Origin of the sequence: Undibacterium sp. Ji22W (assembly GCF_049340305.1) — a bacterium.
In the GTDB taxonomy this organism is placed as follows: Bacteria; Pseudomonadota; Gammaproteobacteria; order Burkholderiales; family Burkholderiaceae_D; genus Undibacterium.
In genome coordinates, this window is the sequence record NZ_JBMPOU010000005.1 from 64,617 (window position 1) to 86,594 (window position 21,978).

The 21,978-nt window shown below is 46.1% G+C and carries 24 protein-coding genes; 11 read left to right on the forward strand and 13 right to left on the reverse strand.

The annotated features are described in order from the left end of the window. Positions 1–2: 2 nt before the first annotated feature. The 8 genes from rplW to rpsL all read right to left on the reverse strand — a co-directional run bounded on the left by rplW (position 3) and on the right by rpsL (position 6,913). Positions 3–314 (reverse strand): 50S ribosomal protein L23, encoded by a 312-nt coding sequence (gene rplW, locus ACO0KW_RS19635; RefSeq protein ID WP_186892582.1) that lies wholly within the window; start codon positions 312–314, stop codon positions 3–5. After that, entirely contained in the window at positions 311–934 is a 624-nt protein-coding gene (gene rplD, locus ACO0KW_RS19640; RefSeq protein ID WP_186892581.1) for a 50S ribosomal protein L4, read from the reverse strand. Before rplD ends, rplW begins: the two co-directional genes overlap by 4 nt. 3 nt (positions 935–937) lie before the next feature. After that, the gene (rplC, locus tag ACO0KW_RS19645) at positions 938–1,594 is read right to left on the reverse strand and encodes a 50S ribosomal protein L3 (protein ID WP_186892580.1); all 657 of its coding nucleotides are present in this window, start codon (positions 1,592–1,594) and stop codon (positions 938–940) included. A 240-nt stretch (positions 1,595–1,834) separates the two neighbouring features. Beyond that, the gene (gene rpsJ / locus ACO0KW_RS19650) at positions 1,835–2,152 is read right to left on the reverse strand and encodes a 30S ribosomal protein S10 (protein WP_186892579.1); all 318 of its coding nucleotides are present in this window, start codon (positions 2,150–2,152) and stop codon (positions 1,835–1,837) included. A 198-nt stretch (positions 2,153–2,350) separates the two neighbouring features. Then, positions 2,351–3,544, reverse strand: a complete 1,194-nt coding sequence (gene tuf / locus ACO0KW_RS19655) for an elongation factor Tu (protein ID WP_315472496.1) — start codon at positions 3,542–3,544, stop codon at positions 2,351–2,353. 84 nt (positions 3,545–3,628) lie between these two features. Then, positions 3,629–5,734, reverse strand: coding sequence for an elongation factor G (gene fusA / locus ACO0KW_RS19660; protein ID WP_423055044.1), 2,106 nt, complete (start codon positions 5,732–5,734; stop codon positions 3,629–3,631). A gap of 144 nt (positions 5,735–5,878) precedes the next feature. Then, positions 5,879–6,349, reverse strand: coding sequence for a 30S ribosomal protein S7 (gene rpsG, locus ACO0KW_RS19665; RefSeq protein WP_186892660.1), 471 nt, complete (start codon positions 6,347–6,349; stop codon positions 5,879–5,881). 180 nt (positions 6,350–6,529) lie between these two features. After that, entirely contained in the window at positions 6,530–6,913 is a 384-nt protein-coding gene (rpsL, locus tag ACO0KW_RS19670; RefSeq protein ID WP_186886132.1) for a 30S ribosomal protein S12, read from the reverse strand. A 497-nt stretch (positions 6,914–7,410) separates the two neighbouring features. Here rpsL and ACO0KW_RS19675 point away from each other — a divergent pair, with 497 nt between their 5' ends. The 7 genes from ACO0KW_RS19675 (at position 7,411) to nhaA (ending at position 15,354) form a co-directional block, all read left to right on the forward strand. Then, entirely contained in the window at positions 7,411–9,153 is a 1,743-nt protein-coding gene (locus ACO0KW_RS19675; RefSeq protein WP_423055045.1) for a phosphoethanolamine transferase, read from the forward strand. 96 nt (positions 9,154–9,249) lie between these two features. Next, entirely contained in the window at positions 9,250–10,374 is a 1,125-nt protein-coding gene (locus ACO0KW_RS19680; RefSeq protein WP_423055046.1) for an MlaE family ABC transporter permease, read from the forward strand. Between the two features lie 4 nt (positions 10,375–10,378). Next, positions 10,379–11,254 carry an ABC transporter ATP-binding protein gene (locus tag ACO0KW_RS19685; protein ID WP_423055047.1) on the forward strand — a complete coding sequence of 292 codons (876 nt, stop codon included), beginning with the start codon at positions 10,379–10,381 and terminating at the stop codon, positions 11,252–11,254. Then, positions 11,244–12,188 carry an MlaD family protein gene (locus ACO0KW_RS19690; protein ID WP_423055048.1) on the forward strand — a complete coding sequence of 315 codons (945 nt, stop codon included), beginning with the start codon at positions 11,244–11,246 and terminating at the stop codon, positions 12,186–12,188. The genes ACO0KW_RS19685 and ACO0KW_RS19690 overlap by 11 nt, the downstream gene beginning before the upstream one ends. 82 nt (positions 12,189–12,270) lie before the next feature. Continuing rightward, complete coding sequence (locus ACO0KW_RS19695) at positions 12,271–12,903, forward strand: ABC-type transport auxiliary lipoprotein family protein (protein WP_423055049.1); 633 nt, start codon at positions 12,271–12,273, stop codon at positions 12,901–12,903. Positions 12,904–12,971: 68 nt separating this feature from the next. Next, entirely contained in the window at positions 12,972–14,081 is a 1,110-nt protein-coding gene (locus ACO0KW_RS19700) for a VanZ family protein (protein WP_423055050.1), read from the forward strand. 109 nt (positions 14,082–14,190) lie between these two features. Next, positions 14,191–15,354, forward strand: coding sequence for a Na+/H+ antiporter NhaA (gene nhaA, locus ACO0KW_RS19705; protein ID WP_423055051.1), 1,164 nt, complete (start codon positions 14,191–14,193; stop codon positions 15,352–15,354). 67 nt (positions 15,355–15,421) lie between these two features. Here nhaA and ACO0KW_RS19710 read toward each other — a convergent pair whose 3' ends face one another. Next, positions 15,422–15,655, reverse strand: a complete 234-nt coding sequence (locus ACO0KW_RS19710) for a hypothetical protein (RefSeq protein ID WP_423055052.1) — start codon at positions 15,653–15,655, stop codon at positions 15,422–15,424. A gap of 203 nt (positions 15,656–15,858) precedes the next feature. On the opposite strand from ACO0KW_RS19710, the gene ACO0KW_RS19715 reads away from it, so the two are divergent. From ACO0KW_RS19715 to ACO0KW_RS19725, 3 genes are read left to right on the forward strand one after another with little or no spacing between them, the layout of a single operon-like run. Continuing rightward, a complete protein-coding gene (locus tag ACO0KW_RS19715) occupies positions 15,859–16,176 on the forward strand; it encodes a (2Fe-2S) ferredoxin domain-containing protein (RefSeq protein WP_423055053.1) in 318 nt (105 codons plus the stop codon). Positions 16,177–16,219: 43 nt separating this feature from the next. After that, complete coding sequence (locus tag ACO0KW_RS19720; protein WP_423055054.1) at positions 16,220–16,852, forward strand: alpha/beta hydrolase; 633 nt, start codon at positions 16,220–16,222, stop codon at positions 16,850–16,852. A 43-nt stretch (positions 16,853–16,895) separates the two neighbouring features. After that, entirely contained in the window at positions 16,896–18,071 is a 1,176-nt protein-coding gene (locus ACO0KW_RS19725) for a D-alanyl-D-alanine carboxypeptidase family protein (RefSeq protein WP_423055055.1), read from the forward strand. Between the two features lie 100 nt (positions 18,072–18,171). Here the strand turns inward: ACO0KW_RS19725 and ACO0KW_RS19730 are convergent, their stop codons facing one another. The 4 genes from ACO0KW_RS19730 to ACO0KW_RS19745 form a co-directional block, all read right to left on the reverse strand. Continuing rightward, the gene (locus ACO0KW_RS19730; RefSeq protein WP_423055056.1) at positions 18,172–18,420 is read right to left on the reverse strand and encodes a hypothetical protein; all 249 of its coding nucleotides are present in this window, start codon (positions 18,418–18,420) and stop codon (positions 18,172–18,174) included. A gap of 122 nt (positions 18,421–18,542) precedes the next feature. Continuing rightward, a complete protein-coding gene (locus ACO0KW_RS19735; RefSeq protein WP_423055057.1) occupies positions 18,543–19,127 on the reverse strand; it encodes a GDYXXLXY domain-containing protein in 585 nt (194 codons plus the stop codon). Next, positions 19,120–20,238 carry a DUF4401 domain-containing protein gene (locus ACO0KW_RS19740; RefSeq protein ID WP_423055058.1) on the reverse strand — a complete coding sequence of 373 codons (1,119 nt, stop codon included), beginning with the start codon at positions 20,236–20,238 and terminating at the stop codon, positions 19,120–19,122. The genes ACO0KW_RS19735 and ACO0KW_RS19740 overlap by 8 nt, the downstream gene beginning before the upstream one ends. Beyond that, a complete protein-coding gene (locus tag ACO0KW_RS19745; RefSeq protein WP_423055059.1) occupies positions 20,235–21,239 on the reverse strand; it encodes a DUF2157 domain-containing protein in 1,005 nt (334 codons plus the stop codon). The genes ACO0KW_RS19740 and ACO0KW_RS19745 overlap by 4 nt, the downstream gene beginning before the upstream one ends. Before the next feature lie 383 nt (positions 21,240–21,622). Here ACO0KW_RS19745 and ACO0KW_RS19750 point away from each other — a divergent pair, with 383 nt between their 5' ends. Then, on the forward strand, positions 21,623–21,898 hold the full coding sequence (locus ACO0KW_RS19750; protein ID WP_186942163.1) for an HP0495 family protein: 276 nt from the start codon (positions 21,623–21,625) through the stop codon (positions 21,896–21,898). The last annotated feature ends 80 nt before the right edge of the window (positions 21,899–21,978 follow it).

Consider the following 21,978-nt stretch of genomic DNA (forward strand, 5'->3'; position numbering starts at 1 on the left):
GCTTATGCCCCCTCGGTAAAGTTAATTTCTTGACCTGGTTTCAAGCATACAAAAGCGCGTTTTGTATGATTGCGACGGCCATTAAATTTACCAGTACGTTTTTGTTTGCCCAAGCGGTTAGCTACTTGCACAGATTCAACTTGAACCTTAAACAGCAACTCAACAGCAGCCTTGATTTCTGGCTTAGTTGCATCTGGCATAACCAGGAAAACAACTTGCTCGTTTTTCTCTGCAACCATAGTTGCTTTTTCAGAGATCACCGGAGCCAGCAACACCTTCATCAGGCGTTCTTCACTATGCTTGATTACGCTCATGCCAGCATCTCCTCAATCTTTGTCAAGGCCGCTTTAGTGATCAACACTTTCTTGTAGAACACCAAAGAAACTGGATCAGCATAACGTGGCTCAACAACCAAAACGTTAACCAGATTGCGAGCAGCCAACATCAAGTTTTCGTTGAAGTCTTCAGTAATAATCAACACTGAATCCAAGCAACCCATTGTCTTCAATTTTTCAGACAACAACTTAGTTTTTGGCGCATCAACAGTCAGACTGTCAACAACATTCAAACGACCTTCACGAGCCAGCTGAGACAAGATCGAGCAGATACCTGCGCGATACATCTTCTTGTTAACTTTGTGAGAGAAGTTCTCATCAGGAGAGTTAGGGAAAGCGCGACCACCTCCACGCCACAATGGAGAAGATGACATACCAGCACGAGCACGACCCGTACCTTTTTGACGCCATGGCTTCTTAGTTGTGTGGTGAACTTCGTCACGACCCAATTGTTTGCGGTTACCACTGCGAGCATTCGCCTGATAAGCAACAACAACTTGATGGATCAAGGCTTCATTGTAATCACGACCAAAAATAGTATCTGGCGCAGCGACATTAGAAGCAGATTGACCATCTGCATTTAGGAGCTTCAGTTCCATAGATTAAGCCCCCTTCTTTGCTTTAACTTTAACAGCTGGCGATACAATCACCTGACCGTTTTTCGCGCCTGGAATAGCACCTTTCACCAACAACAATTGGCGATCAGCATCTACACGAGCGATAACAAGATTTTGCACTGTACGCGTCACATCACCCAAGTGACCAGTCATGCGCTTACCTGGGAAAACGCGACCAGGATCCTGCGCCATACCGATAGAACCAGGAACATTATGCGAACGTGAGTTACCGTGAGTTGCACGACCAGATGCGAAGTGGTGACGTTTAATAGTACCGGCGTAGCCTTTACCAATTGTCACACCTTGCACGTCGACTTTTTGACCAGCTTCGAACAAGCCAACAGGTACAACATCGCCCGCTTTCAGTTCAGCAGCTTTAGCAGCGTCAACACGGAATTCTTTTAAGACAGTACCAGCTTCCACGCCCGCTTTTGCGAGGTGACCTGCAGCCGCTTTAGTTACACGGGATGCACGGCGCTGACCGAATGTTACCTGAACAGCGGAGTAACCGTCTGTTTCAGGAGTTTTGATTTGTGTCACGCGGTTGTTTGATACATCTAATACTGTGACTGGAATTGAATCACCATCATCAGTAAAAATGCGCATCATACCAACCTTGCGACCAACTAGGCCCAAGCTCATTGTTTTCTCCATTCTCACCTACGATTGGGTGAGGCTGATGTTTAGAAACTTACTTTTAAGACTTAAAATAGACAGGCAAAAGCCTATCAAAATCTAAGCCTTCGATTGTAACCCGAAAAATTTCCACTTACAAGAAAAATTTATTTGAAAATGGAATATTTTATGGTATGTCAATTTTTCTGATTTCTTGATGATTACTTCGATTCAAGCAATCATCAATTCCTCGAGAATTATTACTGATTATTGCAATTTGATTTCTACGTCAACGCCAGCTGGTAAGTCGAGTTTCATCAAAGCATCAACAGTCTTGTCCGTTGGATCGACGATGTCCATCAAACGCTGGTGCGTGCGGATTTCGAATTGATCACGGGAAGTTTTGTTGACGTGCGGGGAACGCAATACGTCGAAACGTTGAATACGTGTTGGCAAAGGAACTGGGCCCTTAACAACAGCGCCGGTACGCTTAGCTGTTTCTACGATTTCCAAAGCTGATTGATCGATCAATTTGTAATCGAAAGCTTTCAAGCGGATACGGATTTTTTGATTTGCTGTAGACATGATATTTCCTATAAAGAACGAGCCACGATGTACGAAATGTGGCATTTTAAACAAAGAGCAATTATTACTAATACTAAAAAAACTACGGCTATCGAGCTAAAAAGCACGACAGCCGACTAGTGTACACCAAATTTCGAATTATTCTAAATTTTATCGATGAAGCCAGCTTTGGCCTCATCGATAACTTTTGAAGAATAATTAACCAACGATAATTTTAGCAACAACACCTGCACCAACAGTACGACCACCTTCACGAATCGCGAAACGGAGACCTTCTTCCATCGCGATCGGATTGATCAACTTAACTGTGATAGAAACGTTATCACCTGGCATAACCATTTCTTTATCTTTCGGCAACTCGATCGAACCAGTTACGTCCGTTGTACGGAAGTAGAACTGTGGACGATAGTTATTAAAGAATGGCGTATGACGACCACCTTCATCTTTAGACAAAACGTAGATCTCGCCTGTGAAATGATCATGCGGCTTGATTGAACCTGGTTTCGCCAAAACTTGACCACGTTGAATATCTTCACGCTTAGTACCGCGCAACAATACACCAACGTTATCGCCTGCTTGACCTTGGTCGAGCAATTTGCGGAACATTTCAACACCAGTACATGTTGTTTTTACTGTATCTTTAATACCAACGATTTCGATCTCTTCGCCGACTTTAACGATACCGCGTTCGATACGACCAGTCACAACTGTACCGCGACCAGAGATTGAGAATACGTCTTCTACTGGCAACAAGAATGCGCCGTCAACAGCACGTTCTGGAGTTGGGATGTAAGAATCCAAAGCATCAGCCAATTTCATGATTGCTTCTTCGCCCAATGGGCCTTTGTCGCCTTCGAGCGCCAATTTTGCGGAACCTTGGATGATAGGCAAATCATCGCCTGGGAATTCGTATTTAGACAATAACTCACGAACTTCCATTTCAACCAATTCCAACAACTCAGCGTCATCAACCATGTCGCATTTGTTCAAGAAAACGATGATGTATGGAACACCAACTTGACGTGCCAACAAGATATGTTCACGCGTTTGCGGCATTGGGCCGTCAGCTGCGGAACAAACCAAGATCGCGCCGTCCATCTGAGCAGCACCAGTAATCATGTTTTTAACATAATCAGCATGGCCTGGGCAGTCAACGTGAGCGTAGTGACGCGCTGCTGTTTCGTATTCTACGTGGGCTGTATTAATTGTAATACCGCGTGCTTTTTCTTCTGGAGCTGCATCGATCTGATCGTATGCTTTAGCTTCGCCGCCGAATTTCTTAGACAATACTGTCGCAATCGCTGCTGTCAATGTCGTTTTACCGTGATCCACGTGACCAATTGTACCGACGTTAACGTGCGGCTTGGTGCGTTCGAACTTACCTTTTGCCATTTTATTCTTCCTTCAAAAAGAACGATTAGATTAATTACCTACTCGACTTACATGGCGTAAGACAGGTAGGATTTCCGATTTAAATTACTTAGCTTTAGATGTAACGATTGCGTCGATAACATTCTTCGGTGCTTCAGAGTAGTGCTTGAATTCCATAGAATAAGTCGCACGGCCTTGAGTCGCTGAACGCAAAGATGTTGAGTAACCAAACATCTCAGACAATGGCACTTCAGCTTTAATGATCTTGCCGCCACCACCAGCAATCTCATCCATACCTTGAACCATACCGCGGCGTGAGGACAAATCGCCCATCACTGTACCAGCGTAGTCTTCTGGTGTTTCTACTTCCACAGCCATCATTGGCTCCAGAATAACTGGACTTGCTTTACGGCAGCCATCTTTAAACGCCATCGAACCCGCCATACGGAACGCGTTTTCGTTGGAGTCAACGTCATGGTATGAACCGAAGAACAAAGTGACTTTAACGTCAACCACTGGATAACCAGCCAACACACCAGATGTCAATGTTTCACGTACACCTTTTTCAACTGCAGGGATGTATTCACGTGGAACTGTACCGCCTTTGATCGCGTCAACGAATTCGAAACCTTTACCTGGTTCTTGCGGTTCGATCTTCAATACAACGTGACCGTATTGACCACGACCACCGGATTGCTTAACGAACTTACCTTCGATTTCTTCGCAAGTTTTGCGAATTGTTTCGCGGTATGCAACTTGTGGCTTACCAACAGTTGCTTCCACGTTGAATTCACGCTTCATACGGTCAACGATAATATCCAGATGCAATTCACCCATACCGGCGATAATTGTCTGCCCAGATTCTTCGTCCGTACGTACGCGGAAAGATGGATCTTCAGCCGCCAAGCGATTCAATGCCAAGCCCATTTTCTCTTGATCTTGCTTAGTCTTTGGCTCAACTGCTTGAGAAATAACTGGCTCAGGGAAAATCATGCGCTCTAATACAACGATCGCTTTTTCGTCGCACAATGTATCACCAGTCGTTGTGTCTTTCAGACCAACTACCGCAGCGATATCACCCGCTAACATTTCTTTGATTTCTTCGCGTTGGTTTGCATGCATCTGCACCAAACGACCGATACGTTCTTTTTTCTCTTTAACAGAGTTATAAACTGTATCACCAGAATTCAAAGTACCTGAGTAGCAACGAACGAAGCATAATTGTCCAACAAACGGATCCGTAGCAATCTTGAACGCCAAACCGGAGAACTTCTCCGTGTCTTTTGCTTCACGAACTACTGGCTCATCATCTTCATTCGTGCCAGGAACTGGTGGAATATCTACAGGAGATGGCAAGTACTCAACAACCGCATCCAACATCGCTTGAACACCTTTGTTCTTAAATGCTGTACCGCACAACATTGGAACAATCTCAGAAGCAATCGTACGTTGACGCAAAGCGGCTTTGATTTCAACTTCAGACAAATCACCTTCTTCAAGGTATTTGTTCATCAATTCTTCACTGGCTTCAGCAGCTGCTTCGACCATGTTTTCGCGCCATTTTTTCGCATCAGCTAACAAATTCTCAGGAATTTCGCCGTATTCAAACTTCATACCTTGCGATGCTACATCCCAGATGATCGCTTTCATCTTGACCAAATCGATCACGCCTTCAAACAAATCTTCAGCGCCGATAGGTACTTGCAAAGGCACAGGATTTGCTTTCAAACGCGCGCGCATTTGATCGTAAACTTTGAAGAAGTTCGCACCAGTACGATCCATCTTATTGACGAATGCCAAACGTGGAACCTTGTACTTGTTAGCTTGACGCCAAACTGTTTCAGATTGTGGCTGAACGCCGCCAACTGCACAGTAAACCATGCAAGCGCCGTCCAATACACGCATGGAACGCTCAACTTCAATCGTGAAGTCAACGTGGCCTGGGGTATCAATAATATTAATATGATGTGGTGCGAAATTGTTCGCCATACCACTCCAGAAACAAGTTGTCGCAGCGGAAGTAATAGTAATACCGCGCTCTTGCTCTTGCTCCATCCAGTCCATGGTAGCCGCGCCATCATGCACTTCACCGATTTTGTGATTTACACCGGTGTAGAACAAAACACGTTCGGTTGTCGTGGTTTTACCAGCATCAATGTGAGCCGAAATACCGATGTTACGGTAGCGCTCAATGGGGGTCTTACGGGCCATAGCTATTCCTAAATCTTTTAATGGACAAAACCGAGCGTAATTTTCAAGAAGAAATCACGCCCGGCCTGATTCAATATACCTAGAAAAACCACTGTAAAAAATTCATACAATGGCCTCTCACTTTTAACGCAACGACTAAATAAATTAGAAGCGGAAGTGGGAGAAGGCTTTGTTGGCTTCAGCCATACGATGCACTTCATCACGTTTCTTCATTGCGCCGCCGCGACCTTCAGCAGCTTCCAACAATTCACCAGCCAAACGTTGTGGCATAGATTTTTCGCTACGCTTGTTTGCAGCTTCACGCAACCAACGCATAGACAAAGCCAAACGACGAACTGGACGAACTTCAACTGGAACTTGATAGTTAGCACCACCAACGCGGCGGGACTTAACTTCAACCAATGGTTTAGCATTGTTAATTGCAGTTGCGAACACTTCCAAAGGATCTTTACCAGATTTAGTTTGGATGTGATCAAACGCGCCATAGATAATGCCTTCAGCAACAGATTTCTTGCCAGACAACATCAACACGTTAACAAATTTTGATACTTCAACATTACCGAATTTTGGATCCGGCAAAATATCCCGTTTCGGGACTTCACGACGACGTGGCATTTCAATTCCTTTCAATCTTCAGTTGAGCGGTCGATAACAAATTTATCAACGCTCGCGGTGAACCATCATAGCCACCACTTACTCGGCTCATTCGAGACCGACACCTATCCGAATTACGGAGATTTTACAGAGGTTAATTTACAAGCTGATTACAAAACAAAATTCTAATGAATTAGAAAATTACTTCTTAACAGCCTTAGCGCGCTTAGAACCATACTTGGAACGAGCTTGCTTACGGTCTTTAACGCCTTGAGTATCCAAAGCACCACGAACCATATGGTAACGCACACCCGGCAAATCCTTTACACGACCACCGCGCAACAAAACCACGCTATGCTCTTGCAAGTTATGGCCTTCACCGCCGATATACGAAATAACTTCGAAACCGTTGGTCAAGCGTACTTTGGCAACTTTACGCAAAGCCGAGTTAGGCTTTTTTGGAGTTGTCGTATAAACGCGAGTACATACGCCGCGTTTTTGTGGGCTGTTTTCCAGCGCCGGAGATTTGCTCTTAACCACTGCAGAAACACGTGGTTGGCGAATCAGTTGATTGATGGTTGGCATCGTTTTTAATCCAACAAAATACAACGTTAAACACACGCCCGGAAACGGTTGCCCGGGCACTTAAAATCTATATATTCACTCGCAAACAAAGTCTGCAAGTCCCCGAACATTCACGCTCACTCACAAATTGGCAGTGCGTAAGAATAAACCATATAAAATCGAGAACTCGCGAGTGTACACCTTTATTTCAAGCAAAGTCAATGAAAAACAATGGAAACAACAACTTAGCTCAGCACCCAGCACGCCCGACACCAGTTCAAAATGACTAGATAAAGTGCATTATTTATAGGGCGGCATCTATTTAGGAAAGCTATTTACGCCCTTCAAGGCTAAAATGCCTGACAATTTATAACAAGGGATAGCAGAGGCAAGGCTCATCTCACTTATTTTGCCCTTATTGAATGCACAGCCCTTCCAGAATCTCCAAATTTTACTTATTAACCAGTTACTTCCTTATCAGTTGCTTGCCCTTTTTTGATTATTTATTAGGCAAACCTGTGGAGCATGCGTCACGCATAGTGGCGTATGAAGTCGTTTGTTGGCTACTGTTGTGGAATATTTTCCAGGGACCGCGCTGGTTTCACTACTTATTGTTACCAGCGTTTTTAGCGATTCCAGTCGAGATTTATCTGCGCCTCTACTTTGGACAAGGCATTTCCACCCACCATCTCGGGATCATCACAGAAACCAGTCCAAAAGAGGCTTTGGAATTTTTAGGCCATAAAGTCTGGCTACTATTGCTGATCGTCATTGCGATTGTGGCGTGGTGGTGGTCGTTATTGCGTGCGTCAAAAACAACGCCCTCGCTAGATTGGCGACATTCATCGCGTTGGATCTGTCTCGCCATTTTCGCAAGCCTCTCAATATGCTGGAGCTATGGTCTGCGTGTCGGCGTTGCCAGCGCCTCCGCCAAAGAAAATGCCAGCACCATAGCAGTGAGCTCCAGTGATGGAGCGCATTTATGGCAGATACGCTCTTGGTCGTCACTTCAGGAATTCTTAGATCAGCAACCAGCGCTTCCCAATTGGGTCGAGGCACTTTACGATCTCGATAGTTTTTCACGTAGCTGGCCAGCAGGAATCTGGGTGCGCGCTGTCGACTTTTATCAAGAACGTAGTTATCTGGCGACACTGAGTGAAAAAAGCCGCTCATTTCGCTTCAATGCTCAACAAGCTGCGGGCAATGATTTTCAACAAACGATCGTTGTCGTCATTGGAGAATCATCGCGCTATGATCGTTGGAGTTTAAATGGCTACCAAAGAATCACCAACCCTTACCTAAGTCAAGAATCGAATCTGGTTAGCTTAAGCAACATGATTACTGCCGTTGCAGCTACCCGCTTATCGGTCCCCATCATCGCTACCCGCAAACCTGCGACCCAAAGCCTCAAGCCTGGATTTAGCGAAAAATCTTTTCTGAGCGCGTATCAGGAAGCAGGATTTAAGACTTTCTGGATTTCGAATCAGATGAGTTTTGGACAATTTGATACGCCGACCTCGGTGATTGCCAAAGAAGCCGATGTCACGCAATTTTTGAATCTTGGCGGCTTCACAAATAATTCCAGCTACGACCAAATTCTATTCACCCCGCTGCAAAATGCCCTGAATGACGGCGCGCCCAATAAGCTCATCGTGATTCATAGTCTTGGTAATCACTGGAATTATAGTCATCGCTATCCACAAAGCTACGATCAATGGAAGCCTTCCTTATTTGGCATTAGCAATCCAGCATATACCAATTTAAAAAACAAAGAAGCGCTGAATAATAGCTATGACAATTCCATTTTGTACAACGACTGGATCTTGGCGCGCATGATCGCGCAACTCAAGACAATGCCTTACATGACAGCTCTTTGGTATGTGTCAGATCATGGGCAAACCTTGTATGACGGCAGCTGCAATCTGGCGTTTCATGGTCACAACACCCAGTTTGAATTTCATATTCCGGCATTTGTCTGGTACTCCGATCAATATGCAGCGCAACATCCACAAAAAATTCACCAACTAAAAGCACATCAGAACGCGAAACTGACGACTGAAAACATCTTCCATTCGGTCGTCGACATGGTAGACATTCGCTATCCTGACGAAAAGTTAGACCGTAGTATTTTTAGCCCGCTTTGGAAATTTCATACCCGCTATGTTGATAGCTACGGTTGGACCAACTATGACGATGCGCATCTAAAAGGTGATTGCCGCGAAGTGATCGACAATAAAACGCCGCTGGCGCAAGAAAAATAGTTTGGGAAAGTGAGCCTTTTCCCAGAATGGAAGGCAAAACCATAAATGCCTCCCATATCAATTGCCCACCTTCCATTTGTGCCTTACACTTAAGTCATGCGTCACGACATCACACCCACTGTCCTTTTTATCCCCACCGCCCAGCCTACTGTGCAAATTTACGGTGCCTGGCTGACTGACATGTTGGCTGAAGCGAGCCTGATGCAAACCATCCATCTCAGCTTACAAGAACTCCAAGGGAAGCTGGAATTGGAATGGGACTTAACGCAACTAACTGCACTCGACCATATCGGTGCGCAACTCCTGTGGCAAGCATGGGGCAAATCTTTTCCAGCCAAATTAAAAGTCCTTGAGCAACATCAAGCCTTATTTGAACGACTGGCGACAGTACAAAAGATTGTCATGCCGGTCACGCAAAAGCCACTCGTACCGCCATTTGGCAAACTTGGCCGTTTGTCATTAAATTTCGCTTTACATCTGATCGGCGTGACTGAATTACTCGGTCAGCTCGTATTGGATTTAGCGCGCTTAGTGCGCCATCCAACGCGTGGTCCTTGGAAAGAAATTTCTGCCAATATCTATCGCACAGGGTTTCAAGCGATGGCCATTACTGCCCTAGTCGGGCTCTTGATCGGCGTGGTCTTATCGTATTTATCGGGGCAGCAATTACGCAGTTATGGCGGTGACTTATTCATCGTAAACCTGCTGGGGATCAGTATTATTCGCGAATTAGGACCAATGTTAGCGGCGATCTTAATCGCTGGACGTTCTGGTTCGGCAATTACCGCTCAATTGGGCGTGATGAAAGTCACCGAAGAACTCGATGCCATGCGCGTGATGGGGATTCCCGTCGGGTTTCGCTTGATCATGCCAAAAGTGATTGCACTAGCATTTACAATGCCCTTGATCGTCATTTGGACCGATGTCATGGCGCTGATCGGTGGTGCCATTTCTGCCCTATTCATACTCGATATGTCGCCCGGATTCTTCTTACACAAATTACCGGATGTCGTCAGTCTGGCTAATTATTGGATAGGGTTAGGGAAAGGCGTAGTGTTCGGCATACTGATCGCCGTAATTGCTTGTCATTATGGTTTAAGAATCAAACCAAATACCGAAAGTCTAGGTCTGGGAACGACCAGTTCCGTCGTTGTTTCAATTACCTCTGTCATTGTTGCAGACGCTTTTTTCGCGGTATTGTTCCGCAATATTGCGTATTGAATCTATGGAAACCTTGCCTCCAACACCGCCGATCAAGCATGTCATAGAAATAGAAAATCTGCGCACGCAATTTGGGCGCACGGTAATTCATGATGACCTAAATTTGCAAATACGCCGAGGTGAAATCTTCTCTATTGTCGGCGGCTCAGGTTCTGGAAAAACAGTACTTATGCGCCAGATGCTAGGATTAGAGATTCCCAAAGGCGGCATCATCAAAGTGTTTGGCGAAGATATTCATGCGCCAAAACAGCACCATGTTGAACACCTACGTCGACGCTCGGGCATGTTATTTCAACACGGCGCTTTGTACTCGGCGCTCAACGTGATTGAAAACGTAGCCCAGCCGTTACGCGAATTAGGCGACTTGCCTGAATCCTTAATCATGGATATCGCGTATCTGAAGCTACACATGTCAGGTATCGGATTTGAACACGCAAAAAAAATGCCCTCAGACCTATCGGGCGGCATGATCAAACGTATCGCTTTAGCCCGTGCCATTGCGCTCGATCCTGAATTATTGTTCTTAGATGAACCGACTGCAGGTCTAGATCCTGACAGTTCAGACAGCTTCGTCAGCTTAATTCAATCGCTGCATCAGTCACTCAATTTAACAGTCGTGATGGTCACCCACGATCTCGATACTCTATTTGCACTGTCTTCAAGGATAGGTGTCATCGCTGATAAAAGAATGATCGCAGTTGGCAATGCACGCGAAGTCACACAAGTTGCGCATCCTTTTATTCAAACTTATTTCCGTGGTGGCCGCGGTTTGCGCGCCATGGAAGTATTGCCGTTGTCGGGTGACCAACTGCCGATGATCGATCCCAAGTCAGTAGATAATTTAGAAGACAATTCAGGAGCAATACATCATGGAAAGTAAATCTCACGCCTTAATCGCCGGAGTATTTGCGATAAGCTTGGCTATCTTGGCGGGGGTATTGGCGCTTTGGTTAGGCAAAGACGAAATCCAGCGTACACCATATACCATAGCGACATCGTTAAAGGTGTCTGGCCTGAACATACAAGCTGCAGTGCGCTACAAAGGAATTAAGGTTGGCAAAGTCACCGATATTGATTTTGATAGCAAAGTTCCTGGTCAATTATTACTGAGTTTGGATATCGTTTCTGATACACCAGTCACGCAATCCACTTACGCTACTTTGGGTTATCAAGGCGTGACCGGAATCGCCTTTATCGAACTCGATGATGACGGCAGCAAACCTGCTGCGGTGATACGCGATCCACAATTAGGGGCGCGCATTCCCTTACGTCCAGGCTTACTACAAGAGGTGGAAAAACATGGTCTGGCGATCTTGAATCAAACCGAAGAATTAAGCAAACGCTTAAACGCATTGCTCGATCAGGATAATCGCGCTTCCCTGACCAACGCGGTCAAACAAATCGGCAAGACCGCGGCTGCCTGGGAAGGCTTGCCCGCCAAACTCGATCCTGTTTTGAGTGAGTTACCACAAACCGTTAGACAAGCCAAAGAAAGCGCGCTGGCCTTCAAACAATTTTCTGACAACGCCAAAAACACCAGCAACAATTTAAATCTACTCATCAATAATCTGCATGGTGAAAACGGAAGCCTTACCCGACTGAGTAAGAATGTCGAAGACATGAGCCAAAGTCTGCAATATGAAACGCTACCCGCCATCAATAACTTAGTGCGCGATGCTGGCAGCACGCTGCGCACCATCAATCGCGGCGCAGAGACATTTAACGACAGGCCACAAAGCCTGATCTTTGGTGCCAAACCTGTGTCCGCCGGACCAGGTGAAGCAGGCTTTAAAAATGACAACGGAAACAAATAATCCCACGCTTGCCCTTAGTTTTCCCTTTTTTATTTTACTGATTTTCAATTTACCAAACTAATATTCTGCGCAGGAAATGACCATGTCAACCACAGCACGTCACGCCACCAGCATCAAAAAAATTGGACACACATTGGGCGCATGCATTGTCATCGCGCTGCTAAGTGCCTGCGCTACGACGAGCGTACAGCAACAATATGACTTCGGTAGTGAAATGACCAATTCGAGCGGTGTTAGCACGGAAAATTTGTCCGCATTCAAAATTCAACTAGCCGAGATTCAGGCTCCGGTAAGTCTAGAAAGCTCAGCCATGCTGTACCGCTTGCAATATGAGAATGGACAAGAACTCAAGCCGTATGCGCAGAGCCGTTGGAATATGCCTCCCGCACAATTACTCAAACAAAGAATCAAATCACAAATCAATCGTCTGGGCGGTGCGGTATTGGCTAGCAGCGATGGCGTCAAAGCCCTGCCTTTATTACGTCTTGAACTGGAAGAATTTTCTCAGCAATTTTCGACACCCAACCAAAGTCAGGTGCAGCTTCGTTGGCGCGCTAGCCTGATCAAGAACAATCAATTGCTTGGGCAAAAAGAGTTCACGGCGCAAGCAGCAACTGAGACGCCCGATGCGCGAGGAGGTGCAAAAGCGATGCCTCAAGCAAGTGATCGCGCGATTATGGAACTAATTAGCTGGATGCAGACTCAATTGAAATAAGTCTAAGCTCAAGCAAAGGTTGTGTATGAGCTTCAATAAAAAAATTCTCCCATAGAAGCTAAGCTATTGTGTCGAACCAAAATCTCACCGCTTCGCCGCTGTCACGCGCAAGTTTGATCGCTTATGCAATTCTAATTGTATATGCCAGTCTTTATCCTTTCTCAGGTTGGCAGTTTGAAAATCTGGCAGCATTTAGCGCACAAATCTCGCAATGGCCACGTTATTGGGCTAAGTTCGATGCCATCGTCAATGTACTGGGGTACATACCTTTTGGCGCACTGCTGGTATTTTCACTTTACCCTCGAGTCAAAACACGCTGGGCGTTATTGATTGCGAGTATCTGCAGTTGCGGTATCAGTTTACTCATGGAAAGTGTGCAATATTTTTTACCTAGTCGCGTCACCTCGGTATTAGATTTATTGACGAATGCTGCGGGCGGGATAATCGGCGCTCTATTAGGCGTCGTATTACTCCCGCTACTGATGGAAAATGGACGCTTACAAGCACTGCGCACTAAGTGGCTTCACAGAGATTCCTCCCCAGAAATGGTCGTATTAGGACTATGGCCCTTAGCCCAAATTTTTCCACAGGCATTTTTATTTGGTCATGGGCAAATCCTGCCGCTCATTTCATTGTGGTGTGAAGAATATCTCGACATAACAATTGATCTCAGCGCCTATTTGCGCCACGGTCTAGAGCTGAGCGCGGAAACTTATTTGCTTTCCGAAACTATTATTACCGCCTGTGGCTGTACTGGGGCAGTGTTAATTTGCTTGTCTTTATTAAATCGACATGCTCCTAAATTTATTTTGGCCTGCTTGTTGCTAATTGTTGGGTTGGGAGTTAAAGCCCTATCCACAGCGCTGATGTTTCAGCCCGAAAACGCCTTCTTATGGCTCGCACCCGGTGCGCAAGGCGGCATTTTAATCAGCACCATCATGCTTTACGGTTTTTCTTTTGCACCAGCCCATGTGCAGCGAAGATTGGCGTTCTTACTGCTCGGGATGAGTCTTTTAATGGTAAATTTCATTCCTAGCAACCCCTATTTTCTGAATACCTTACAAACTATGGTGCAGGGAAAGATGCTCAACTTTTATGGGGCTGCGCAGTTCCTTTCTTTGGCCTGGCCCTTTGTGGCGATTTGGTATTTATTGAAACCTATGGAAAGCAATAAATAGCGTAACGACCAAACGTGCCAATACCGACAATTCGCGATCTCAGTCTTAAACTATTGCTCTATTCTGCAACCTTACGCAGCCTCACGACACGCCTTTTAAAACCAAGACCATGCAACACTTCCCTCAACAGTTAACGCAAAGCTTTCAGCATTTTTTCGATTCAGAAAAAGCTGGCGGCATACTCTTAATCCTTTGCACTGTGCTGTCTTTAATGCTCACCAATTCCGAGCTAGGCCAACAGTATTTACAGCTGTGGCACATGTCGTTCGCAGGTTTAAGCCTGGAGTTGTGGATTAACGATGGCTTGATGGCGATCTTTTTCCTCTTAATCGGTTTGGAATTAGAACGCGAATTGTATAGTGGCGAGTTATCTGATTTCCGGAATGCGCTGCTCCCTCTCATTGCGGCACTCGGTGGTACCGTCGCACCTGCGCTGTTGCACTTCGGCTTCAATGCAGGAGCGCCAACGCAGGCAGGCATAGGCATTCCTATGGCAACCGATATTGCCTTCGCCTTAGGTGTATTAGCTTTATTGGGAAAGCGGATTCCGAGCGCACTGAAAGTCTTTGTCGTTGCTTTTGCCGTGATTGATGATTTGTGCGCCATCATCGTCATCGCCCTGTTTTACACCGCGACGGTTAATCTGACCTACCTCGCTTTGGCGATGGCGATCTGGTTAGGCTTACTGGCCCTCAATCGCAAAATGCGCTGTATGGTTTTATGGCCATATCTAGTCGGCGGTATCGGCATGTGGATTTGTATGTTGCTATCCGGCGTCCATGCAACGATTGCAGGCGTCATGCTAGCATTTGCAATCCCCTTCTCCGCTAAAAGCGAAGATCTGGAGTCGCCTTCGCATCAACTCGAACACTTCCTGCACAAACCCGTCGCTTTTCTCATTTTGCCAATTTTCGCATTGGCAAATACCGCCATTGCGATCGGTGCAGATTGGGCGACAAGCTTGAGTAGCGCGAATAGCTTAGGGATTATGGTGGGCTTGAGTTTAGGCAAGCCACTAGGTGTCAGCGTATGTTGTGCTTTAGCGATCGTGACGGGACTGTGTCAACTGCCAACAGGGATGCAATGGCGTCACGTGGTTGGTGCCGGAATTTTGGGCGGGATAGGTTTTACGATGTCGATCTTCATCACAAATCTGGCGTTTGCCAATCAAGCTGAATTGATCAATGCGTCAAAAATGGCAATCTTGGTCGCATCGCTATGTGCCGGCTTCGTCGGTTTTATCTGGCTCAGATTTACTAGTCGACACGCTTAGCTCACGCTATGCAATAGGATGGGGCAACTTATTAGCGCTTCCGCTACTAACTAATGCCTAGTTATCGCTACTTCGTTGCCTCCTCTATTTGCTTTTGCTGCGTTTCACTCGCTTTCGCTATTTCTTGCTCAACCTGTTTAGCCTGTTCGAGCGCCTGACGCTGCTGCTCTGCAATTTTAAAAGCCGGTGCGGAATCTGCTGATCCTGATGTAGTATTCACTTTTGGCTCCGCTGGTTTTTTACAGGCACAGCACAACCCGAGCACAAGACTCGCTTGGAGAAACAGAATCAGAATTTTCATAGCTTTTTTTCATGAAAAATAATCAAAGTTGATCGCACATCATTTGTGCTGGGTTTTCGATTTAGACGTCATCTTCCCCAGCTAATCGTTGTATCATAATGCCTAACTGAGCGCGTGGTGAATTGAAAGCTGGCCTGATCTTCGGCAAAACAGTTAAATCACCCCGTGGTTCTCGATCTTTCCTGAAATCTTTCGAAATCCTCATGTCTGACAATCTCTATTTCCAAAAACACGTGTTCTTCTGCATGAATGAACGCGATGACGGTCGTGCTTGCTGCGCCGAACGCGGCGCACAGGCGGCGCAAGAACATGCGAAACGCCGCATCAAGCAACTAGACTTAAATGGCGCAGGCAAAATCCGAATCAATAAAGCCGGCTGTCTGGATCGTTGTGAACAAGGTCCGGTCTTGGTCGTATACCCACAAGGCACATGGTACACCTATGTTGACCAATCAGATATTGATGAAATTATCGACGTCGATCTGGTCGGTGGTGGCGTTGTTGAGCGCCTCAAAGTTTAAGCTGACATGCTTCGCGTTGACATAAACTAAGTATGAACGCATTATGAATATACACACTGAACAATTACTAATTACCGGTAAGGCTGGACAATTAGAGTGCGCTTTGAACCATCCTGATTCAGAGATGTATCCCAATCCACGCGGCCTGGCTTTAGTAGCGCATCCACATCCGCTGTTTGGCGGCACCATGGAAAACAAAGTCGCACAAACTCTGGCGCGCACTTTCGTGTCGCTCGGCTATGTCACAGCGCGCATGAACTTTCGTGGCGTTGGCAAATCCGAAGGAGTCCACGATGCGGGCATCGGCGAAACTGATGATATGGAAACACTATTACTGCATTTGCGCCAGCGCTATCCCGATTTGCCCCTGGTCTTAAGCGGATTTTCGTTCGGCACCTTCGTGCAATCGCGCCTACATCAACGCTTAACAGCCGCCGCAATTCCGGTTCAGCGGCTGGTACTGATTGGCGCGGCCGCAGGCAAATGGGCGATGCCAGATATTCCTGCCGACACCATTTTGATTCATGGTGAGCTAGATGACACCATTCCACTCCAAGCGGTGTTTGATTGGCTAAGGCCACAGGATATTCCGGTTGTCGTAATTCCAGGTGCAGACCATTTCTTTCATCGTCGCTTGCCTCACATCAAAAAAATTGTGAGCGATTTGTGGTCGTGATTGCCTCTCTATTTTTTAAATCTACTATTTGCTTTAACTTCCAATGAAAAAATATTTTTCCTCGTTATTTTCCGCACTGCTGGCTATTTCGATCGCTAGCGTCACACTGAGCAGTACAGTGGCACAAGCGCAGACCTTGCCCAAACCTCTGGTCGATGCCAAGTCCTGGATCTTATTAGATGCCACCAGCAATCAGGTCATCAATTCAGATAATGCGACTTTGCAGATTGAACCAGCCTCGCTGACCAAGATCATGACTGCGTATTTAGTCTTCAATGCATTGAGGGAAAAGCGACTGGATTTGAATCAACAAATTACGGTATCGACACGGGCTTGGAAAGTGGATTCCAGCAGCTCAAAGATGTTTATCGATCCAGCAACGCCCGTCAGTATCGGCGATTTGTTATATGGCTTAATTGTGCAATCTGGCAATGATGCTTCAGTTGCTTTAGCAGAAGCCGTCGCTGGTAGCGAAGATGCTTTCGTGGTTCAGATGAATCGCGAAGCCGCGCGCCTTGGAATGAAAGCGACGCGTTATGCGAATTCTCATGGTCTACCTAGCCCAGATAATTTTTCAACGGCTTTCGATCTGGCGATTTTAGCTTCACGCCTGATCGCGGATCATCCTGAGTATTACAAAACGTATTACTCCACCAAGAGCTTCACCTATAACAAAATCACACAAGCGAACCGCAATCGTTTGCTGTGGTTGGACCCGACCGTTGATGGCATGAAAACCGGACACACCGAAGCAGCTGGCTATTGCTTGATTTCTTCTTCTATTCGTCCAAATGGCACTGGTCAGCGTCGTTTGATTTCGGTTGTCACAGGCACCAAAAGCGATCAAATCCGTGCGCAAGAGAGTTTGAAACTTTTGAACTGGGGCTTCCTCAATTTCGACACTGTCAAGCTGTATGACAAAGCGCAAGCGATAGAAACCTTGGATGTATGGAAAGGCAATCAGAGCAAAATCAAAGTCGGTTTTACGCAAGACTTATATGTGACTTTACCGAAGGGTAGTGCAGCGCGTTTGAAGCCAACGCTAGAGCGCAAAGATCCGTTGGTTGCACCGATTGCAGCGAATAGCAAAATTGGTACGATGAAGATGATGTTGGATGGCAAACCAGTCGCAGAATTCCCGGTTTTGGCATTAGAAGAAGTCCGTCAAGCCAGCATCTTTGGACGTGCCTGGGATTCTTTGCGCTTACTATTCAAATAAATTCCCAAAACATTCCGAGCACTCATAAAAAAGCCTGCACAGATATTTTCTGTGCAGGCTTTTTTTCTTGAATCATTGATGAAGTGCTGCCAGAAAATTCTTATTTTGAGGCAGCCTCTTTATCCAAGATCGACTTCGCCAACTGCGGCACAAAACCGACGATCGCCAACCATGCAATAAACAACAAGCCAGTGCGCAATGCGGCGAAGCACAGCACGAACACCAACATCTGCGGCACACTGTCTAAGTGAATGATACCCGCCGCTTGCACCAATAAATAAGCGGCATAACCTGCGATGAACGTGATGGGGAACATCAGCCACCAGATTTTTTGTATTTGTTTGGGCATGGGGCAACTCAAAAATAGTACGTAAAAAAATAAAGCTTAAAAGGAAAAGACTAAAAGGACAAAGCCTAGTTACAAGCATCATACAAGAGATCAGTCACTAGCAGTGATCGCTTTTTCTCTTCTTACCTCTGACCATGCTCACTTTCCTCTGCGTTTTGAATTTGTACATAATCCGCACCATGCAATGCCGTCAATATCATGTCGCCATTCGGTGCCACACGAAACGCGCCATATTTTGCTTTTGCATAGGTAGTCGCTTGCCCTTCCTCGAAAAAATAAGCGTTGGTGCCGAATTTGACTTGATTGTTCCGAATCCTATAGCGCATCAAAACTTGATTGCTCTGCACTTTTTCATCCATTTGAGCAATCTTTTGGAAGTGAGCGACACCATGCTCATCCACATTCAACAGCAGATGTCCATCAGCAAGCGCATCAGAATTTTTTTCCACCAAAAAACCTCTGCGCCAATTCAAATTCACATTTGGAAATGCCTCATTCGCGACTTGAAATCGCAAGGCCATATAATCACCTTGCATTAAAGAACGTGGATCGACTGGTGCCAATTCCAACAACACTACGCGCCCTTCTGTCAGTAATTTTTCGCGGGAAAAGATAGTCCAGTTCACCGCCGACAAAATCAACAGACCGATGATCAACGCCCACATACTTCGACGTTGGCCAAATGCGTTCATCACTAATTTAAGCATGATCGCGCTCCTTCGCGGAATGTGCTGCAGGAATCGGGAAACGATGATTTAAGTACCAGCGAACCAATAACAAAAACAAGGCCAGACTGGCTAGAACAATCGACTTGTACAACAGGCTGACTTGCAACTGGTAATAGTAATGCGACAGAAAACTCAAAAGTGATAACAAGCCTAGCCCGAGCAAGAGCTTTTCACCAAAGCTATACGCAATTAAAATCAATAACAGCGCATGACTTAGTCCCGGTGCCACATACCCAAAACTGCAGAGCAATAATGCACCTACGATTGCTAGTAGCGCAGGGAAAGAAGTCCAACGCAAGCCTTCGCGTCGTAATACCAGTAACGTGGTCGAAAGTAGCGCCAAATTTACCAGCGTACCTGCCACACGCCAACCATGTTTAAACCACCATGCATCACCATTTTGCAACATCAACAAAGGGAGCAATCGACTGCCCTCAGTCGTAAGCAAAGTCAACGCCAGGGCGAAACCTATCGGACGCCAAATTTCGGGTTGATGGAGGCAGCGTGGCGACCACCACAACAGCGTCAATAAAATCGCTACGACGCCAGATGTGAAGCCAAACATGCCTAGTTCTTGGAACAAAAAATAGGCGGCATACACTGCACTCACGGTACTTAAAAACCTGTGTATGAAACTCGGTACCAGCAGCACCAAAAAAACTTCAAACAGCAAGATCGCCGCGAAGATCGCCGCATGATTCTGTGAACTCTTCTGGAATAGAGAAAATACTACAAAACCTTGCCCTGCCACGCTCAAGGCCAGAGCCAATTGCAAAACGAAATCATTATCGGAGCCTGAGCGAAAGATCACATACGCCGAGGTACATAAGGCAATGCCAATACTAATTCCAGCAATCATACTTTCGCGAAAGAAGCTGAAACCTATGCCTATAAATCCCATCAAAAATAGAGCGCCCAACCAACCAGAAAACCCTAACATCACGCGGATGTACCAAGCTGGGGTCTCACTACTATCAGTCTTACTCATTGCGGGCATTTCTCCACTAACCACATTTGCCTGAAGTAAGGTTTGCCATAACTCGGCACACTTGGATGAAAGTGCCAAACTTGTATCGGGATACGTGTTCATGATTGAATTTCCTTCGCGATTCTCTTCAACCAAATACCACCCGCGGCGGAGCTGGCGATAATCGTGAGGCCGACCAATAAGAATCCTCCAGCTTCACTGTGATGCAAGAATTGTTTTGCCAACACCGCGTTGCCAACCACAATCAGGCTGAGTATTGTGCCTGCCAGCATATAGAGGTCTTTCAGATGACGCCGATACATCCACATGACCGTTAACATCCAGACGCCATAGCAAAGCACACTGGCTATCCGTGACGATAAATTCCGGTTGAGTCCGGCATTCGAACCATTGAAGATCGCATCGAGTGCCAAAGTACTAATAACCACGCCACTCAAGGTCCCAAGTACTCGCACCTCCCAACGTGTTTGCAAGTGTTGAACCCCACGCCAGGCTGCGAATTCCCACGCGATCAGGGCAAGCGTGTTCCAGATCAATAGCACCCACAATTGCGCATTCCAATTAAAAAAGAAACCAAAAAGACCACCGAATGTTTGAAAGTACAGCACGATCGTTAGATTAATCAAGCCTAACCACAGTAGATACATCGCACCCAGTTGCGCCACGAACACCCATGCAGTCGCCGCAAGTGCCCATACCAGAAAGAGTTCATAAGTATCTGCCCCCGTCTGGTAGGTCTGTCCAACTAAAGCAAGTAATGCTCCAAGAAATAGAGTCGCCAGAAGCAAACAGGCCTTGCTAGCCATACTTCCTAATCCTTGTTGTGCTGAAAATCGCCAGCCCGCCAACAAACTAATCAAGATAGCCCCTTCAACTAAGGCAAACTTGGCATAACGCCCTATGGCTTGCCAGTTATAAGCCAGAAAAAATATCAGAGAAGCGCCGAGTGCGATGGCACCCATCCATAACATAAGCTGGTCAATAAAACGGCGCCATTGATTCGCATCAGGATACCAACCGGCAAGCTTGAATGCTTCTTGCTCGCGTCCGGCAGCGATCCTACCTTGTGCCAACCACGTCATAATTTCTATCTGTTTTTCCATCTCGGTTCCTCATATAAAAACGACATCGTGCAACAATCATAACACCGCGTATTCACCACATGTCCAGCACAATTCCCCGAGTCGCAATTCACAACGCAAGTAGACGCATTTTGCGCAACTTCAGGAGGTCAAAGTCACAAGTGTTTTACATGCCGCTACGCAAACAAGGCTTGCAGTATGGAAGATAGAAGTTCAAACTATTGGTTTTTGGGGAAATATCCCCATTTATGCTCGTGAAGCAGGCAAAAACAGCACAATAATCGCCAAAAGCAATCAAGTAGCGATTGCCTTTCTGGAAATGTCAGTCCTTACCGAAAAGCGGTAGGTACGCACAATCCCCCTGCAGAATTCTCACTCAGCTTGCCTTTTTAAGAAGTTTTATCATGCACGAAATCAAACCAGAAGACAGCCTTATTGAATATCCTTGTGACTTCCCTATCAAAGTGATGGGTGTCATGCAGGAATCGTTCGCCCAAACTATCGTCGAAGTGGTGATGATTCACGATCCCACTTTTCATGCGGGCAAATTAGAAATGCGTCCGTCCAGCAAGGGTAATTATTTGGCGTTGACGGTCACTATTCGTGCAATTCATCGTGAGCAACTCGATAACCTGTATCGCGATTTATCGGCTCACCCTATGGTGAAAATGGTGCTTTAAGTGCATGCCGTCAGCTTATCTACAATCAAGCTGACGCTCACCATGCGCATGACATTGCTACACGATCGACGAGTCACTAT

What these genes read in the sequence shown, in the direction of transcription:
- rplW (WP_186892582.1), bottom strand. Translation starts at nt 314, where the DNA reads ATGAGCGTAATCAAGCATAGTGAAGAACGCCTGATGAAGGTGTTGCTG.
- rplD (WP_186892581.1), bottom strand. Translation starts at nt 934, where the DNA reads ATGGAACTGAAGCTCCTAAATGCAGATGGTCAATCTGCTTCTAATGTC.
- rplC (WP_186892580.1), bottom strand. Translation starts at nt 1,594, where the DNA reads ATGAGCTTGGGCCTAGTTGGTCGCAAGGTTGGTATGATGCGCATTTTT.
- rpsJ (WP_186892579.1), bottom strand. Translation starts at nt 2,152, where the DNA reads ATGTCTACAGCAAATCAAAAAATCCGTATCCGCTTGAAAGCTTTCGAT.
- tuf (WP_315472496.1), bottom strand. Translation starts at nt 3,544, where the DNA reads ATGGCAAAAGGTAAGTTCGAACGCACCAAGCCGCACGTTAACGTCGGT.
- fusA (WP_423055044.1), bottom strand. Translation starts at nt 5,734, where the DNA reads ATGGCCCGTAAGACCCCCATTGAGCGCTACCGTAACATCGGTATTTCG.
- rpsG (WP_186892660.1), bottom strand. Translation starts at nt 6,349, where the DNA reads ATGCCACGTCGTCGTGAAGTCCCGAAACGGGATATTTTGCCGGATCCA.
- rpsL (WP_186886132.1), bottom strand. Translation starts at nt 6,913, where the DNA reads ATGCCAACCATCAATCAACTGATTCGCCAACCACGTGTTTCTGCAGTG.
- ACO0KW_RS19680 (WP_423055046.1), top strand. Translation starts at nt 9,250, where the DNA reads ATGCGTCACGACATCACACCCACTGTCCTTTTTATCCCCACCGCCCAG.
- ACO0KW_RS19685 (WP_423055047.1), top strand. Translation starts at nt 10,379, where the DNA reads ATGGAAACCTTGCCTCCAACACCGCCGATCAAGCATGTCATAGAAATA.
- ACO0KW_RS19690 (WP_423055048.1), top strand. Translation starts at nt 11,244, where the DNA reads ATGGAAAGTAAATCTCACGCCTTAATCGCCGGAGTATTTGCGATAAGC.
- ACO0KW_RS19695 (WP_423055049.1), top strand. Translation starts at nt 12,271, where the DNA reads ATGTCAACCACAGCACGTCACGCCACCAGCATCAAAAAAATTGGACAC.
- nhaA (WP_423055051.1), top strand. Translation starts at nt 14,191, where the DNA reads ATGCAACACTTCCCTCAACAGTTAACGCAAAGCTTTCAGCATTTTTTC.
- ACO0KW_RS19710 (WP_423055052.1), bottom strand. Translation starts at nt 15,655, where the DNA reads ATGAAAATTCTGATTCTGTTTCTCCAAGCGAGTCTTGTGCTCGGGTTG.
- ACO0KW_RS19715 (WP_423055053.1), top strand. Translation starts at nt 15,859, where the DNA reads ATGTCTGACAATCTCTATTTCCAAAAACACGTGTTCTTCTGCATGAAT.
- ACO0KW_RS19720 (WP_423055054.1), top strand. Translation starts at nt 16,220, where the DNA reads ATGAATATACACACTGAACAATTACTAATTACCGGTAAGGCTGGACAA.
- ACO0KW_RS19725 (WP_423055055.1), top strand. Translation starts at nt 16,896, where the DNA reads ATGAAAAAATATTTTTCCTCGTTATTTTCCGCACTGCTGGCTATTTCG.
- ACO0KW_RS19730 (WP_423055056.1), bottom strand. Translation starts at nt 18,420, where the DNA reads ATGCCCAAACAAATACAAAAAATCTGGTGGCTGATGTTCCCCATCACG.
- ACO0KW_RS19735 (WP_423055057.1), bottom strand. Translation starts at nt 19,127, where the DNA reads ATGCTTAAATTAGTGATGAACGCATTTGGCCAACGTCGAAGTATGTGG.
- ACO0KW_RS19740 (WP_423055058.1), bottom strand. Translation starts at nt 20,238, where the DNA reads ATGAACACGTATCCCGATACAAGTTTGGCACTTTCATCCAAGTGTGCC.
- ACO0KW_RS19745 (WP_423055059.1), bottom strand. Translation starts at nt 21,239, where the DNA reads ATGGAAAAACAGATAGAAATTATGACGTGGTTGGCACAAGGTAGGATC.
- ACO0KW_RS19750 (WP_186942163.1), top strand. Translation starts at nt 21,623, where the DNA reads ATGCACGAAATCAAACCAGAAGACAGCCTTATTGAATATCCTTGTGAC.